General features: G+C 72.8%; 13 protein-coding genes. 6 read left to right on the top strand and 7 right to left on the bottom strand.

Annotation, left to right across the window (positions count from 1 at the left end; translation table 11 throughout):
- Window positions 1–50 precede the first annotated feature (50 nt).
- Window positions 51–452, top strand: coding sequence for a hypothetical protein (locus H505_RS0101215; RefSeq protein ID WP_026400502.1), 402 nt, complete (start codon window positions 51–53; stop codon window positions 450–452).
- 13 nt (window positions 453–465) lie between these two features.
- On the opposite strand, the gene glgX is transcribed toward H505_RS0101215, so the two are convergent.
- The 5 genes from glgX to H505_RS0101190 form a co-directional block, all read right to left on the bottom strand.
- Entirely contained in the window at window positions 466–2,556 is a 2,091-nt protein-coding gene (glgX, locus tag H505_RS0101210) for a glycogen debranching protein GlgX (protein WP_026400501.1), read from the bottom strand.
- A gap of 112 nt (window positions 2,557–2,668) precedes the next feature.
- Window positions 2,669–4,975 (bottom strand): N-6 DNA methylase, encoded by a 2,307-nt coding sequence (locus H505_RS0101205; RefSeq protein WP_026400500.1) that lies wholly within the window; start codon window positions 4,973–4,975, stop codon window positions 2,669–2,671.
- An 11-nt stretch (window positions 4,976–4,986) separates the two neighbouring features.
- A complete protein-coding gene (locus H505_RS0101200) occupies window positions 4,987–5,589 on the bottom strand; it encodes a hypothetical protein (RefSeq protein ID WP_245592401.1) in 603 nt (200 codons plus the stop codon).
- A 284-nt stretch (window positions 5,590–5,873) separates the two neighbouring features.
- The gene (locus tag H505_RS0101195) at window positions 5,874–6,455 is read right to left on the bottom strand and encodes a GNAT family N-acetyltransferase (RefSeq protein ID WP_026400498.1); all 582 of its coding nucleotides are present in this window, start codon (window positions 6,453–6,455) and stop codon (window positions 5,874–5,876) included.
- A 31-nt stretch (window positions 6,456–6,486) separates the two neighbouring features.
- Window positions 6,487–7,035: a DUF4262 domain-containing protein gene (locus tag H505_RS0101190; RefSeq protein WP_026400497.1), complete on the bottom strand. Its 549-nt coding sequence runs from the start codon at window positions 7,033–7,035 to the stop codon at window positions 6,487–6,489.
- 128 nt (window positions 7,036–7,163) lie between these two features.
- Between H505_RS0101190 and H505_RS0101185 the strand changes: the two genes are divergently transcribed.
- From H505_RS0101185 to H505_RS0101175, 3 genes are read left to right on the top strand one after another with little or no spacing between them, the layout of a single operon-like run.
- Window positions 7,164–8,339, top strand: a complete 1,176-nt coding sequence (locus H505_RS0101185) for an acyl-CoA dehydrogenase family protein (RefSeq protein WP_245592400.1) — start codon at window positions 7,164–7,166, stop codon at window positions 8,337–8,339.
- The gene (locus H505_RS0101180; RefSeq protein ID WP_034516120.1) at window positions 8,330–9,178 is read left to right on the top strand and encodes a phosphate/phosphite/phosphonate ABC transporter substrate-binding protein; all 849 of its coding nucleotides are present in this window, start codon (window positions 8,330–8,332) and stop codon (window positions 9,176–9,178) included. The genes H505_RS0101185 and H505_RS0101180 overlap by 10 nt, the downstream gene beginning before the upstream one ends.
- On the top strand, window positions 9,175–10,371 hold the full coding sequence (locus H505_RS0101175; RefSeq protein ID WP_026400494.1) for a hypothetical protein: 1,197 nt from the start codon (window positions 9,175–9,177) through the stop codon (window positions 10,369–10,371). The genes H505_RS0101180 and H505_RS0101175 overlap by 4 nt, the downstream gene beginning before the upstream one ends.
- Here the strand turns inward: H505_RS0101175 and H505_RS0101170 are convergent, their stop codons facing one another.
- Both H505_RS0101170 and H505_RS39215 read right to left on the bottom strand, forming a co-directional pair.
- A complete protein-coding gene (locus H505_RS0101170) occupies window positions 10,372–11,544 on the bottom strand; it encodes an epoxide hydrolase family protein (protein WP_026400493.1) in 1,173 nt (390 codons plus the stop codon).
- A gap of 234 nt (window positions 11,545–11,778) precedes the next feature.
- The gene (locus H505_RS39215) at window positions 11,779–13,959 is read right to left on the bottom strand and encodes an MMPL family transporter (protein ID WP_034516118.1); all 2,181 of its coding nucleotides are present in this window, start codon (window positions 13,957–13,959) and stop codon (window positions 11,779–11,781) included.
- Between the two features lie 239 nt (window positions 13,960–14,198).
- Here H505_RS39215 and H505_RS0101160 point away from each other — a divergent pair, with 239 nt between their 5' ends.
- Both H505_RS0101160 and H505_RS0101155 read left to right on the top strand, forming a co-directional pair.
- The gene (locus H505_RS0101160; RefSeq protein ID WP_051299999.1) at window positions 14,199–15,425 is read left to right on the top strand and encodes a sensor histidine kinase; all 1,227 of its coding nucleotides are present in this window, start codon (window positions 14,199–14,201) and stop codon (window positions 15,423–15,425) included.
- A complete protein-coding gene (locus H505_RS0101155) occupies window positions 15,422–16,117 on the top strand; it encodes a response regulator transcription factor (RefSeq protein WP_026400491.1) in 696 nt (231 codons plus the stop codon). Before H505_RS0101160 ends, H505_RS0101155 begins: the two co-directional genes overlap by 4 nt.
- Window positions 16,118–16,185: the final 68 nt, after the last annotated feature.

The following is a 16,185-nucleotide window of genomic DNA, read 5'->3' as shown; positions in this document are numbered from 1 at the left end:
GGGGGCGACACTGCCGTCGGGGACATGAGAATCTCAGAAAGGAGCAGGGGGTGGAGTTCGCCGCGCTCGCAGCATGGGTCCTCGCCGCACTCGCGGGCGGGTACCTACTGATCACCTGGTTCGCGAACGGGGGGCTCGCGACCAAGGTGACGCGCTTCCCGCGACTCGCCGTCGCGGGGCATCCGCTGGCCGCCGGAGGCGGCCTCGCGCTCTGGATCGGGCACCTGGCCACCGGGGACCCGGTCTACGCCTGGTGGGCGTTCGCCGCGCTCATCGTCGTCGTCATGCAGGGCTTCCTGCTGTTCACCCGCTGGCTCGTCGGCCGGGGCAGGCACGCGCGCGGCGCGGAGCAGGCGTTCCCGGCGGCGGCCGTGGCCGTGCACGGCGCGGTGGCCGTCGCGACGGTCGTCCTGGTGTTCCTGACCGCGATGGAGGTGACCGCCGCGCCCTGACCCCTCGCCCCGGCTAGACGCGCCGCAGCACCGACAGGGACCGGTCGGCGATCTTCAGGGTCGCGCGGGCCTTGGCGAGCGGACGCTCCCCGACCCCGCCGGGCTCGGCGGTGTCCAGCGTGGGGGCCCACCGTTCGCCGTACTCGGCCCTCGGGAGGGTGAACTCCTGCGGGTCGGGACCGGCGTTGATCAGCAGGAGGAACGAGTCGTCCCGGACCCGGCGCCCGCGCCGGTCGGGTTCGGTGATGGCGTCGCCGTTGAGGAACACCCCGAGGCACTTCGCGAACCCGACGTTCCAGTCCTGGTCGGTCATGATCTCCCCGGCGGGGGTGAGCCAGGCGATGTCGGCGGCGGCGCCCGTCCCGGTCCCGGTGAAGAACCGGCGGCGCCGGAACACCGGGTGGTCGCGGCGCAGGCGCGACAGGGACCGGACGAACGCGACGTCCTCGGCGTCGTCCCAGTGCACCCACGCGAGCTCGTTGTCCTGGCAGTAGGCGTTGTTGTTGCCCCGCTGGGTGCGGCCCAGCTCGTCGCCGTGCGACAGCATCGGCACGCCCTGCGACAGGAACAGCGTGGCCAGGAAGTTGCGCTTCTGCCGGGCCCGCAGCCGCCGGACGGCCGGGTCTCGCGCGGGCCCCTCGTGCCCGCAGTTCCACGAGCGGTTGTCGTCGGTGCCGTCCCGGTTGTCCTCGCCGTTCGCCTCGTTGTGCTTGTGGTCGTACGAGACGAGGTCGTGCAGCGTGAACCCGTCGTGGCACGTCACGAAGTTGACGGACGCGAACGGGCGCCGCGCGCTGTGCTCGTACAGGTCGGACGAACCGGTCAGCCGGGACGCGAACTCCGGCATCGTCGCGTACGAGCCGCGCCAGAAGTCGCGGACGGTGTCGCGGTACTTGCCGTTCCACTCGGTCCACAGCGGCGGGAAGTTCCCCACCTGGTAGCCGCCCTCGCCCACGTCCCACGGTTCGGCGATCAGCTTCACCTGCGAGACGACCGGGTCCTGCTGGACGAGGTCGAAGAACGCGGCGAGCCGGTCGACGTCGTGCAGCTCGCGGGCCAGCGCGGAAGCGAGGTCGAAGCGGAACCCGTCCACGTGCATGTCCAGGATCCAGTACCGCAGCGAGTCCATGATGAGCTGCAGGGCGTGCGGGCTCCGCACGTTCAGCGAGTTCCCGCAGCCGGTGTAGTCGAGGTGGTAGCGCTTGTCGTCGTCGCGCAGCCGGTAGTAGGACGCGTTGTCGATCCCGCGGAACGACAGCGTGGGCCCCAGGTGGTCGCCCTCGGCGGTGTGGTTGTAGACGACGTCCAGGATCACCTCGATGCCCGCCTCGTGCAGGGCGCGGACCATCGCCTTGAACTCCAGCACCTGCTCGCCGTGCTGCCCGGACGAGCTGTAGGAGTTGTGCGGCGCGAGGAACCCGATCGTGTTGTAGCCCCAGTAGTTGTCGAGGCCCCGCGCGACCAGCGCGTGCTCGGGCACCGACTGGTGCACCGGCATCAGCTCGACGGCCGTCACGCCGAGGTCGAGCAGATGGTCGATCATCACCGGGTGCGCCAGCCCCGCGTACGTCCCGCGCTGCTCCTCCGGGATCCCCGGGTGCAGCCGCGTCAGGCCCTTGACGTGCGCCTCGTAGATGACGCTCTCGTGGTACGGGACGCGCGGCGGCCGGTCGTCGCCCCAGTCGAAGAACGGGTTCACCACCACGTTCTTCGGCATGTAGGGGGCGCTGTCGTCCTCGTTGAGGACGTCCGGGTCGGTGAAGCGGTACGAGAACAGCGACTCGTGCCACCGCACGTTGCCCTCGACGGCCTTCCCGTACGGGTCCAGCAGCAGCTTCGCCGGGTTGCAGCGGTGCCCCTCGCGCGGGTCGAACGGCCCGTGCACCCGGTACCCGTACCGGCGTCCGGGGCCGACGCCCGGCAGGTACCCGTGCCAGACGAACCCGTCCACCTCGGGCAGCTCGTACCGCGTCTCGCGGCCCCGCTCGTCGAACAGGCACAGCTCGACCCGCCGCGCCACCTCCGAGAACAGTGCGAAGTTGGTGCCCGTGCCGTCCCAGGTGGCGCCCAGCGGGTACGGATCCCCGGGCCAGACCTCCAGCATGCTCTCCCACTCCCCGCCGTCTCGTCCCGGCCGTCTCGTCCCGCGCGCCACCGCGCAGCCGATTCTGACCTACCCGTGTCCGCCCCGCCCGCCACCGCCCGATATCAGAGTGTCATCCTGCCGGAGTGTCCCCGAGCAGCGCGGTCAGAGCGCGTCCGTGCAGTTCCCGTGTTCGCTGGACGATCTCGGCGTGCAGCGCGGCCTTCTCATCGATGGCGTCGAGCAACTCGCAGATCTCTTGCTGCCGCTCCGGCGGCGGCAGCGGCACGGGGAGTCTCCGGAGCTGCTGCACGCTGATGGTGGGCATGACGCTGCCGGACGCCCTGCGCACCACCCAGTCGACCGCCTGAGGGTGGTTCAGATAATGCAGAAGATAGCCGGGGCGCACGTCGGGTCCCGGGCGCAGCAGCAGGCAGCCGCCCCCGAGCACCCACCCCTCGTGAGCGGTGCTCACGAGGGCGGCACGATTGATCGCTCCCGTGCGGACACAGACGATATCGCCGGAACGCAGCCGGTACTGAGGAGACGTCTCGACGAACCGGTGAGAGGCGTACTGCAGATCCTTCTCGTGGATGCGACGGTCTTTGATCTGCTTGGCGGTCACGAGGGGGACCCCGTCGCCGGCCCCCGAGGCGATCCGGGGCGGGCCCATCCGGATCAGGCACAGTTCACCGAGCGGGCGGGTAACCCCATCCGGTGCGCCGTGGCCGCCCGCATTCCTCGCCGCCGTCGGAAGCCGCCGGAAGATCTCCGAGTCGAGGTGGGCGATCCGCCGCCGGATCCGCTCGATGGCCTCGCCGTTGACCAGGTGGTCGGCGTGCTCGCGGTCGGCGGGACCGCCCTTCCGCGCGCCGACGAGCGCGGGCGGATGGAGCCGGTAATCGGCATCGTGCAGCTCGACCACCGAACAAGCACGAGCCGGAACGCTCCACTTCGTTCGGTGACCCGCCCGCCAGGCACGGTACGTGTCGACGATCTCGCCGAAGTCGACCGGGGCGACGTCGCCGGCGTCGATGAGCAGAACGTCCGATCCTGGTCTGCGTCCCTTCTCCAGAAGCCATACGGTGACGGCGATGCCGGTGTTCGGGAACAGGGCCCGGGGGAGAAGGATCACGCCGGAGACGACGCCGTCCTTGACCATCGCCTCCCGGATCTTTTGCTCCCGGCCTCCCCGGAAGGTGGTGCCGGGGGCCATGACCACCGCGGCGCGGCCTCGCGGGGACAGCGACCCGGCGACGAGCTGGAGCCAGGCGAAGTCCGCGTTGCGTTCGGGAGGAACGCCGTACGGCCACCTACCGGATGAGGATGAGCCGGACGCCGTCCAGTCCCGCACGGCGAAGGGGGGATTGGAGACGACACGATCGAACGCGGCCGCGGAGTCGGGGCCGCTTCGCAAGCGGCCGAGGGCGTCCGGGGCGAGGTCGGCTCGGAGACCGTGGAAGGCGAGGTTGAGCCCTGCTCGCAGAAGCGGCCGCGGCGAGAGAGCGCTTCCGCTCAGGACGGGGGCGGAACCGGGGGGCGAAAGAGCGGCGGCCGCGACCAGCAGGTCACCGGTGCCGCAGCAAGGGTCGTGGACGCGCTCTCCGGGGCCGGGCTCGACAAGGCGCGCGACGAGGTCGGCGACCGGCGCCGGGGTATGGAACTCGCCGCCGCGATGCCCCTCCCAGGCGGCGATCCGCTCCAGCAACTCGGTGGCGACATCGCTCGCCACCGTCCTGTCGCTCAGTTCGGTTTCCCTGTCGAGGAGTTCGATCAGTGCGAGGAGTTCCCGGGGGCCGATGAAAGGGCTCTCCGCCCAACGCCGCGGTTCCCACAGCATGCGCAGGAGTACCGGATCGCCGGCCAGCCGTTCGTGGAGGCCGTGTTCCAGGTCGTTCACGGACACCGGGCGATGCCCCCGCCACCGTTCCACGAGGCCGTCCCACCCGTGCGGGTCGGCCGACCGCAAGTAGAGCAGCGTCAGAAGAACGTCCACGTGGGCGGCCGGGTCGCCGAGGGTGCGCAGCGGCCTCGTCCATTCCATGAGCCGCGCCGTGATCTCGCGACCCGCCCGCTCGTCGCGCGCTGCCCGGTCGTGGCGGCGCGGTCGTCCGGAGCGATGCGGAGAACGGGGGCCGGCCTGGGGCTCGGCGGGCGGGCCGTCCGCTGCGCCGCCCCGGCCCGGGCGTGCGAAGGTCGCGCGGAAGCGGTCGCCGAACGTGGTGCCGCTCGGCTCGTCCGGCCGGACGTTGCCGGCGGGGATCATCCGCGAGTCCAGCCAGTCGGCGACCTGAGCGGCATCGAACAACTCTCCGGGGGAGTGCCGGACCGGGGCGGGGAAGTTCGCGTGCCGCCGCCTCCAGTTGGAGACGGCCGGACGCCGCACCCCGGTCCGCTGCGCGATGTCGCTCATCGATACGAGCGTGCCCGCCTCGATCATGCTCGACTCCGTCAGAAGCTCGACCGGCCGTCGCCGCCGCAGACGTCGCCCCTGCGGGCGAGCACGGCGGGCACGCGGTCGAGCCGCTGCACGTTCTTGGCGAGATCCTGCTCGATGTATCCCATGAGTCGGTAGACCGTCAGATGGTCCTCATCGAGTTCACGGTGGTGGATCGGCTCGTAGTGCATGATCCGGTTGCGGAAGAGGACCATCGAAAGGAACTCCCTGTGGAGCACGTTGCGCCGGCCGGAGTAACCGGTGAAGGCGCGGTGCAGCGTCGGCACCCAGAAGTTCCGGTCGTTTCGGCGGCTGAACAGTTCGACCCAGAAGCCGAAGGTCAGTTCGGCCACCACGTCGTCGGGCACCAGCGTACGGGAGCCCTCCCTGGTCAGTTTGCGACGCGCCTTCTCCTTCGCTCGGTCCACCTTCCGGAGGCTTTCGGCTCCGAGCGGTGCGGCGGTCCACCATGCGTCGCGGTCGTACCGCTCGCGGAGCCGTTCGTGCAGAGCGTTGCGAAGCACGATCTCCAGGCAGTGAAGAGGGCCGTAGAAAGCGGACGAAACCTCCACGTTCCACCAGTAGAGCCGCATGGCGGCGTCCACGTCACCGTTCACGGCGCTGAGGTAGGGGGCAAAACGGGCCGGGGAGAGCGCTCGGTGGAGCCAGATCGGGGGTCGGCTGTTCACGGCTGCCCTTTCGCCTCATGAGCATGGAACGGAATGGTGCTACACTTGCGGGCGGAAGCCCCGGGTCCGCCTCTGCATCGCATGCCGCCCGGGGCACAGCTTTGTCCGCCGCCGTCCTGACGCGCAGGCCGGCGGCCGCGATCTGCCTTGGTGATCTCACCGTAGCCTCGGCGCGCCACCGAATGCAACTGCATTGGCAATGCTGTGTTTTGTTAACCCTCGCCCGTCCCAGGGAGGCGCCAGACGGTTTCGTCGTCGGCGGTCTCGGCGGTGGGGTGCAGGCCGAGCCGGGCGGCGACGGCGGCGGACGGCCGGTTCGCGGGGTGGATCAGCGCGACGACCTCGTCGACGCCGCGGTCGCGGAGCCAGCCGAGCAGGGCGCGGGCGGCCTCGGTCGCGAACCCGAACCCCTGGTAGGGCATGCCGATCACCCACGCGACCGACGCGACCGTGGCGGGCGGCGCCGGGGTGACCGTCGAGCCCGACGCGGACGGCGCGACGGTGTAGCGGCCCGGCGCCGGACGCACCGTCGCCTGGACGTAGCCGACGGCGCGGCCGTCGCGGACGCGGCGGACGATCCAGTACAGCCAGTACTCCTGGTGGAACGGGGCCGGGCCGGCGGCCAGCCGCGCATAGCGGTCGCGGAGCTCGTCGCGGGTCGGGGGCTCGCCGCCGATGTAGCGGTGCAGGCGGCGGTCGTCCAGGACGGGGGCCATCTCGTCGGCGTGGTGCGGCGCCGGCGGCTCCAGCACGAGCCGCTGCGTCCGGATGGTCTCCGCGATCGGCCCGTACACCCGGCGATCCTACGTCACGCCCCGTGCCCGCTCAGAGCCGTCGGGTCCACACGCCGGGGGAGTGCTGGCCGGGGGACAGCCACAGCCAGGGCTGCGAGCGCCGGAACGGAAGGTCGGTGCCGGGCTGCCAGGGGAACAGGCCGTCGGCGTTCGGCCACAGGACCTGCAGGAACGGCGGCGGCGTCCGCCGGTAGAACGCGACGGCGCCGTGCAGCAGCGGCTCGTACCAGCGGTGGTCGACGGTGCGGATCCCGGCGGGCCCGTCCCGGACGACGCCGTCGCGGCGCTCGCCGTCGGCGGGCGGGCGGCCCTCGGCGGACCGCCGGCCGAGCAGGTCCAGCGACTCCTCCATCTCGTACACGTCGCCGCCGAACATGGCCAGTTCGGGCACCCGGTGGGTGTGCCACAGCCCGATCGTGTACGCCCAGCCGGGGCCGATGTCGTCCGCGTGGTGCAGCACGACGCTCCACCCGTACTGGGTGATGTGGACCATCGTGCGGAGGAGGAAGTTGTCCAGCCGGTCGCGGTCGCCGTAGTCGTGGCAGAGCAAGCACGCGCAGGGGGGCGGACCGTCGGACATGCCGCAAGCTTACGGCGACCCGCGGACGCCGCGGGCGGCGAGCCGTTTGAACCGCGCGCACGGAGGAACAGCACCCTACGGCCGCCGATGATCATGCGCCGCGGCCCGCCGACACGTGGGAGCATCCTGTGACCTCTGCCGTCATGCCCGAACCCCGCGCCGCCGACGCGGCGCCCGACCGCGGCATCGACGCCGCGGTCGCCGAGGTGGTCGCCCCGAACGCCGCCGCGGTGGACGAGTCCGGGGCGTTCCCCCGCGAGGGCGTGGCGGCGCTCGCCGCCGCGGGCGCCCTCGGCCTGCTGAGCGCCCCGGAGGCGGGCGGCGCGGGGCGCGGCCTCGCGGACGCCGCCCGGGTCGTCGAGCGGATCGCCGGGGCGTGCGGGTCCACGGCGATGGTCGTCCTCATGCACTACGCGGCGACCGCGGTGCTCGAGGCGCACGGACCGGACGACGTCCGCCGCGCGATCGCCGCGGGCGAGCACCTCACCACCCTCGCGTTCTCCGAGACCGGGTCGCGCAGCCACTTCTGGGCGCCGCTCGGCACCGCGTCCCCCGCGGGCCCGGACGTCCGGCTGGACGCCCGCAAGAGCTTCGTCACCTCCGCCGGGGAGGCCGACGGGTACGTGTGGTCGAGCCGCCCGCTGTCCGCGGAGGGCCCGATGACGCTGTGGCACGTGCCGTCCGGCGCGTCCGGTCTGGCCGTCGCCGGGCCGTTCGACGGGCTGGGCCTGCGCGGCAACGCGTCGAGCCCGGTCACCGCCGACGGCGTCCGGGTCCCGCACGGCGCGATGCTGGGCGCGGACGGCGCCGGGCTCGACATCGCGCTCGGCACGGCGCTCCCGGCGTTCCTCGTGCTCGGCGGGGCGTTCTCGCTCGGCGTCATGGAGGCGCTGATGGACGCCGCCCGCGACCGCATGACCGGCACCCGCTACGAGCACCTCGGGCGGACCCCCGCGGACGACCCCGGGGCCCGCGCCGCCTACGCCCGGCTCCGCATCCGGGTCGACGGGGCCCGCGCGTTCCTGCGCGACACCCTCGACGCGCTCGGCACCGGACGCGCGGACGCGACGCTGCGGGTCCTGCAGGTCAAGGCCGTCGCGGGGGAGGCGGCCGCGGAGGTCGCCGACGGGGTGCTGCGGCTGTGCGGCGGGTCGGCGTTCGTCCGCGGCACGCCCGTCGAGCGCCGCTTCCGGGACGCGCTCGCCTCCCGCGTCATGGCGCCGACGACCGAGGCGCTGCACGACTTCGTCGCCCGGGCGGGCCTCGGCCTGCCGCTGTTCGGAGAGGAGACCCGATGCTGCTGATGGGGGCGGTCGCCTACGACCCGAAGGTCGTGACGATCTGGACCGGGTTCCGGGCGTGGCTCGCCGCGCGCGGGTTCGCGTTCGACTTCGTCCTGTACTCGAACTACGAGCGGCAGGTCGAGGACCTGGCCCTCGGCCGGATCCACGCGGCGTGGAACTCGCCGCTCGCCTGGATCCGGGCCCGCCGCCTCGCCGAGGCCCGCGGCCGCCGCGTGCGCCCGCTCGTCATGCGGGACACCGACCGCGACCTCACCTCGGTGGTCGTCGTGCGCGAGGGCTCGCCGTTCGCGTCCGTCGCCGACCTGCGGGGCGAGACCGTCGCGGTCGGCGCCGCCGACTCGCCGCAGGCCACGCTGCTGCCGCTGTCGCACCTGCGGGCGCACGGCCTGATCCCTGGGGCGGACGTCGACGTCCGCCGGTTCGACACCGGCGCGGGCCTGCACGGCGACGACATCGGCGGGGAGCGGGACGCGGCCCGGGCGCTGGCGTCCGGGGAGGTCGCCGCCGCCTGCATGGTCGACGCGAACCACCTCCTGTTCGGCACCGAGGGCGTCCTGCCGCCCGGAGGCACCCGGGTGCTCGCGCAGACGCCGCCCTACGACCACTGCAACTTGACGGTGTCCGACTCGGTGCCGGAGCGGGCCGCGGAGCGGTTCGCCGGGCTGCTGCTGTCGATGAGCTTCGCCGACCCGGACGCCCGCCCGCTGCTCGACCTCGAAGGGCTCAAGGCATGGCAGGACGGCCGCGACGACGGCTACGCGGCGCTGGAGCGGGCCGTCGACGAGACCGGCTTCTACGACGCGGACGGACGGGTGACCGCGCGCGGCTACACCCCGTGAGGGCTCTCGACCTGGGCGGACTCGGCTTCGAGCGCGGCGCGCACCTGCTCGTCCGGCGCGCCCTGTCCGGTCTCGCGCCCGGGGAGGAACTGGCCGTCGCGGGCACCGACCCGGCCCTGACCGTCCACCTGGCCGCCTGGTGCCGCGCCGAAGGCCACCGCTTCGCCCCGCCGGAGGACCCGGCCGCCACCCCCGTCCGGGGCCGGATCGTCCGGGGCCGGGCGGACCTCGACCGGTGGGCGGGCGCCGAGCGGGCGGGCGCACCGGCGCCCGGCGGCGTCGCGCGGCGCCCCGACCCCCGCTGGGGGCTCGCGGCGCGCGGGGCGCTCGTCGAACCGGGCGGCCCCCCGCTCGGCAGCGACCTGGCCGACCGCGACGTCGTGTGGGCCGACGTCGCCCCCCGCCTCTACGCGCACGCCGCGTCCGCCCAGTGGGACCCCGCGGCGGCCGTCCCGTGGGACGCCGAGTTCGACGTCCCGGCCGAGGTCGAGCGGGCGGTCGTCCAGGTGATGACGTACCTGGTCGAGAACGAGCAGGCGGCGCTGGTCGTCCCGGCGCGGCTGCTCGCCCGCGTCCACCCGCACTTCCGGGAGGTCCTGCAGCTGCTGGCCGTCCAGGCGGCCGACGAGGCGCGGCACGTGGAGGTGTTCACCCGGCGGGCGCTGCTGCGCGGCGGGGAGATGGGCACGTCCTCGGCGGGCGGCCGCGCGTCGCTCGCGACGCTGCTCGCGGAACCGGACTTCTCGCTCGCCTCGTTCCTGCTGTCGGTCCTCGGCGAGGGCGCGTTCCTCAACCTGCTGTCGTTCCTCGACCGGCACGCGCCCGACCCCGTCACCCGCGCGGCCGTCCGGCTGGCCCGGCAGGACGAGGCGCGGCACGTCGCGTTCGGCGTCGCCCACCTGGAGCACCGCGCGAGGCTCGACCCGGGGCTGCGCGGCCGGCTGCGCGGCGCCGTCGAGCGGCGCCACGACGCGCTGCGCGACACGGCCGGGCTGAACGCGGACGTGTTCGACGCGCTCGTCGTCCTCGCGGCGGGGGAGTGGACGCCCGCCGCGGTCGCGTCCGGTCACCGCGCGGTGCGGCGGCTCCGGGAGGAGATGGACGAGGGGCGGCGGCACCGGCTGGAACGCCTCGGCTTCCCGCCGGACGAGGCGGCGGAGCTGTCCGCCCTCCACACCCGCAACTTCATGTAGTCACCGATCGGCGGCGAGCACCGCCGCGAGCCCCTCCTGCAGGTCTTCGACGAAATACTCGGGGACCTCCAGCGACGGGAAATGCCCGCCCTTCCCGGGGCGGTTCCATCGGACGATCCGCCGGTACCGCTCCTGTGCCCAGGGGCGCGGGCACTTCTCGACGTCGCGGGGGTACATGGTGAGCGCCGACGGGACGTCCACGCGGAGTTCGGGATCGAGCGAGTTGTGGCTCTCGTAGTAGATGCGGGCCGCCGATGCGCCGGTCCGCGTCAGCCAGTAGAGGGTGACGTCGTCGAGAACGCGGTCCTTGGAGATCGTCTCGAACGGGCTGTCCTCGGTGTCCGACCACTCGGCGAACTTGTCGAGGATCCAGGCGAGCAGCCCGACCGGCGAGTCGACGAGCGAGTAGCCGATGGTCTGCGGTCGGGCCGCCTGCTGCTTCGCGTATCCCGCGCGGTGGCTCCAGAAATCGCGGGTCTCGTCGATCCACGCGCGCTCGTCCGCCGTCAGCCCGTCCGTCGGCAACCCGGGCGGCGCCTCCGCGAACGTCGTGTGGATGCCGATGACGTGCGCGGGGAACCGGCCGCCGAGGACCGTGGTGATGTTGCCTCCCCAGTCGCCGCCGTGGGCCGCGAACCTGCCGTAGCCGAGCCTTTCCATCAGCTCCACCCAGGCGGCCGCGATCTTCTCGGTCCCCCAACCGGTGGAGGCCGGCTTGTCGCTGTACCCGAACCCCGGCAGCGACGGGACCACGACGTGGAACGCCGGCGTGTCCGCGTCCTTCGGGGCCGCCAGCTCGTCCACCACATCGATGAACCGGACGATGCTGTCCGGCCAGCCGTGCGTCAGGATCAGCGGTACGGCGTCGGGGCGGGCGGACCGGCGGTGCAGGAAGTGGATCCCCAGACCATCGATGGTCGTGCGGAACTGGCCGACGCGGCCGAGGCGTTCTTCGAACGACCGCCAGTCGTACCCGGTGCGCCAGTAGTCGACGACGTCGACGAGGTCGGCCAGGGGGACGCCCTGGTCCCATCGGCGGGGGCCGGGCGCGGCGCGATGGACCGTCTCGGCCTCCGGCAGCCGCGCCGCGGCCAGCCGCGCGCGCAGATCGTCGAGGTCGGCGTCGCTCGCGCGGGTCTCGAACGCTCTCACATCGCCGGTCGGACGGGGCATGCGACCTCCTGGTCATCGGGGGAACGCGGTCAGCGGGCCGCGAAGAAGCCGTCGAGGGCGGCGGCGCCGGGAGCGTCTTCGGCCACCCGGAGTCGATGCCGTGCCCGCGGACGTCGTCGGCCCACGCGCGCCAGATGCCGAGCGGGTCACCGTACAGCTCCTCGAGGTCGTCGCGCAGCGACCACAAGATCAGCGTAGGGCACCGCAGGCGGACGCCGGCGGCTGAGGGCGGGCTCAGACGCGGATCCCTCGCCCGATCTCGGTCGAGGAGGCCGGACTCCTTCGCGCGGCGCCGCGCCCGGGCATCCACCAGTTGCCCTTGCCGAACAGTTCCATCACGGCGGGGACGAGGACGAGCCGGACGATGGTGGCGTCGATGAGCACGGCGACGGCCATGCCCAAGCCTCCTTGCTTGACCGCGAGGTCGGGGCCGAGCAGGGAGGTGGTGAAGACGGCGATCATGATGGCGGCCGCGGCCGTGATGACCTTGGCGGTCCGCGCCAGTCCCCGGGCGACGGCCTCACGGGTGTCGCCCGTCCGCTCGTACTCCTCCCGCACCCGCGAGATCAGGAAGACCTGGTAGTCCATCGACAGCCCGAACAGGACCGGGAACATCATCATCGGCACCCAGGTTGTGACCGGCATGGCGGCGGGGAAACCGAGGGCGGGGCCGAGCCATCCCCACTGCACGACCGCGACCACCACGCCGTAGGCGGCACCGATCGACAGCAGGTTCATCACCGCGGCCTGCAGCGCGATCGTGACCGACCGGACCAGTGCGGTGAGCAGCACCATGGACATCGCGATGACGACCGCGATCATCAGGGGCAGGCGTGAGCCGGCCTCGTCGGCGGCGTCGATGGTGGCGGCGTTCGGTCCGCCGACGAGGACCTGGTCGCCGCCGGGTGTCCGGGGCAGCACCTCGTTGCGCAGTTCGTGCACCAGGTCGGTGGTGGCCTCGTCCTGGTATCCGGTCGTGGGGAAGGCCATGAAGGTGGCGGCCCGCCCGTCCTCGCCGGCCCGGGGCGGTGTGGTGTGCGCGATGCCGCCGGTCTTGCCGACCGCGTCGACGACGGGACGCAGGTCGGCGTCCTCGGCGTCCGTTTCGGTGACGAAGACCAGGGGTGCGCCGTAGCCGGGGCCGAAGCCTTCGGAGAGGATCTCGTGCGAGATGTAGCTGCTCCTGTCGCGGGGCTGGACGCTGGCGTCGGGCTGGCTCAACCGCATCGACAGCGTGGGTGCGGCCAGCACCAGCAGGCTCGCGCCGGCGAGGAGGGCGGCGGTCAGCGGCCTGCGCTGCACCACGCCGGCCCAGCGCTCGGCGAGCGTGCGCCGCTTCCGGGACGGTGCGCCGGCGTCCTTGTCCCGGCGGGACGGGCGACGGGGGAGGCGCAGGGAGTTGATCTTGTGTCCGGTGAAGCCGAGGAAGGCGGGGAGCAGCGTCACCGCGGCGATCATGGTGATCAGCACGGTGATCGACGTGGCGACGGCCACCCCGGTCATCAGGCGCTGTCCCATGACGAGCAGGCCCAGCAACGCGATGACGACGGTCGTGCCGGCGAACAGCACCGCGCGGCCGGCGGTGGCGATGGCCTTCACCGCGGCGCCCTCGGGTCCGTCGCCGTCCCGGAGGGCGTCCTTGTAGCGGGTCACGATGAACAGGGCGTAGTCGATGCCGACGCCGAGGCCGATCATCGCACCGAAGATCGCGGTGAAGTCCGGTGCGGGGACCGCGTGCCCCAGCAGCTTCGTCAGCGCGAGACCGGCCGCGATCGCCATGAGCGCGGTCACGATCGGCAGGCCCATCGCCACCAGTGACCCGAAGGCGATGAACAGGATCACCGCTGCGGCCGCGATGCCGACGCTTTCGGCCGAACCCTGCGGCGGTGTCTCGGCCTTCTCGGCCATGTAACCGCCCAGCCCCATCGTGACGCCGTTGCCGGAGGCGTCCTTGACGACGTCGACCAAGGGTTTGACCTGGGACTTTTCTACGTCCTGGTCGCTCAGCGGGATGGTCGTGCGGGCGATGCGGCGGTCCTCGGTCACCAGGTCCTCGTCCCGGTACGGGGAGACCACGGGTCCGGTGACGGGCGAGGCGGCGAGATGCGCGATGATCCCGTCGATCTTCTGCCGGGCGGCGGGATCGTCGATCCCCTTCTCGGCCTTGATCGCGAGGGTCAGCGTGTCCCCTTGCCGCTCCGGGAAATGCTTCTCGATCAGCTTCTGCGCCTTGGCCGACTGCGAGTCTCCCCCGGAGAAATCGTTGTCGGGGGCGGCGCCGTAGCCGAAGCCGGCGAACGCCACGGCGATGACGCCGGCGACCCAGACGAGAAGAACCAGGCGGCGGCGCCGAAAGCAGAACCGGGCCGGCGCCGCGAGACCGCCGTCCGTTCGGGGAGTCTCGGCCGCCGTCATCGTGTTCTCCGGTCCTTCCTCCGGCTCCGTGGGATCCGAGGACCGGATGCGGTTTGGGGACGGGTGATCGCTCATGGCGGCGATCGTCGCGCCGCCGGGGCAGCCGTCGCGTCGGTCAGCGGACGGCGGCATGTGCGCGATCGGACGTACGGCGCTCGGACCGCGCTACGCCCGCCGGAGTACGGAGTCGCGCATCTGAGCGCAGCGGCGCCCGCGCGACATCTCAGTAGGATCCCGACATGGAACGCCGCACCGGGTCGTTCTCCTTGCGTGTGGTCACGCACGACACGCTGCTCGCGCTCTTCGTGACCGTGATGCAGGTTCAGGGAACGGTCACCCGCGTCCACGAAGGAGCCACGCGCCCGCTCACCGACCTGGGAAACCTCGGGTACGCGCTGCTGATGGTGAGCGGGCTGGCCGTGGCCGTCCGCCGCCGGTGGCCGGCGCCGGTGTTCGCCACCGCCGCTCTCGCCAGCCTCGCCTACTACGCGCTCGACTTCCCGGACGGGCCCGGCTGGCTCGGGCTCTTCGTCTCCCTGTACACCCTCACGGCCTACGGCGACGGCCGCCGCTCCCTGGTGACCGCAGGGGCGGGTATCGCCGTCCTGACCGCCGTATGGCTGTACACCGCGGCCGACATCGAGCCGCGCGCCGCCATCGGCTGGGTGTTCTTCCGCATCGGCGCGTCCATCATGAGCGCGGCTCTCGGCGAGTCCGTACGGTCGCGCCGGGTGATCGCGGCCGAAGCCCAGGCGCGCGCCGAACTGGCCGAACGGACCCGCGAGGAGGTGGCACGCGCGCGGGTCGACGCCGAGCGGCTCCGCATCGCCCGCGAGGTCCACGACACCGTCGCGCACGCGATCGCCGTCATCAACGTGCAGTCCGGGGTCACCGCCCACGTGCTCGACAAGCGGCCGGAACGGGCGCGCGACGCGTTGCGGGCCATCGAGCAGACCAGTTCCCGGGCACTGCAGGAGATGCGGGCCATCCTCGGCGTGCTCCGTGACGAGGACGGCGGCCGCACACCCAACCCCGGTCTGGAACAGGTCGGCGAACTCGCGGCCAAGGCGCGCGAAGCCGGTTTGGACGTCACCGTCGAGTCGGCCCCGCCCGCGGCGCCGCTGCCCGGCACCGTGGACAGTGCCGCCTACCGGATCCTGCAAGAGTCGATCACCAATGTGATCCGGCACGTCGGCCCCACCCGGGTGACGGTCGCACTGAACCCGGGAGCCGACCTTCTGGAGATCCGCGTGACCGATGAGGGCCGCAGGACCGGATCCTGGGACGACGCCGCGGACCGCCCGTCCGGCGGCGCGAACGGCCCGGCCGAGCCGGGCCGGGGAATCCTCGGCATGCGCGAGCGCTGCCGCCTGCTCGGCGGCGAGTTCGAGGCCGAGCCCACGCCGGGCGGAGGGTTCCGGGTGACGGCCCGGTTGCCCCTCGCGCCGACGGGACCGCGGCGGTGAACGCGTTCTCCGCGTCGCCGCCCACCGACCCGATCAAGGTGCTGATCGCCGACGACGAAGGGCTTGTGCGATCGGGGTTCAGGCTGCTCATCGACGTCGAGGACGACATCACCGTGGTCGCGGAGGCCGCCGACGGCGCCCGAGCCGTCGAACTGGCCCGCGCCACCCGCCCCGACGTCGTCCTCATGGACATCCGCATGCCGCGACTCGACGGGATCCGGGCCACGGCCCAGATCACCGGGATGCGCGGGCTCGACGACGTCCGGATCCTCATCCTCACCACCTACGACACCGACGCCAACGTCTTCGAGGCTCTGCAGGCCGGGGCGAGCGGCTTCCTCCTCAAGGACGCCGGACCGGCCGAACTCCTGCACGCCGTCCGAGTGATCGCGGCGGGAGAAGCGCTGCTCGCACCGCGGATCACCAGACGCCTCATCGGCCAGTTCACGGCCCGACGCGCCGCCGTCGAGGCGGCGGAGGACCGCCTCGCGCTCCTCACCGACCGCGAACGGCAAGTGCTGACGCTGATCGGACGGGGCCTGAGCAACCAGGAGATCGGCGCCGAACTGGTCATCAGTCCGGCCACCGCGCGCACCCACGTCAGCCGCGCGATGGCGAAGCTCGGGGCACGCGACCGAGCCCAACTGGTCGTCATCGCCTACCAGACGGGACTGGTCGCCCCCGACGTGTGACCCGCGGCACGACGCGGCAGCACGCTCGGCCGGCCCGGCCGCAGATGACCGTCGTCCCCGCATCGCCC

The sequence above is a fragment of the Actinomadura rifamycini DSM 43936 genome, assembly GCF_000425065.1.
GTDB lineage: Bacteria > Actinomycetota > Actinomycetes > Streptosporangiales > Streptosporangiaceae > Spirillospora > Spirillospora rifamycini.
Note: the sequence above shows the minus strand (reverse complement) of the source record. Positions and strands in the feature narration are given on the sequence as shown.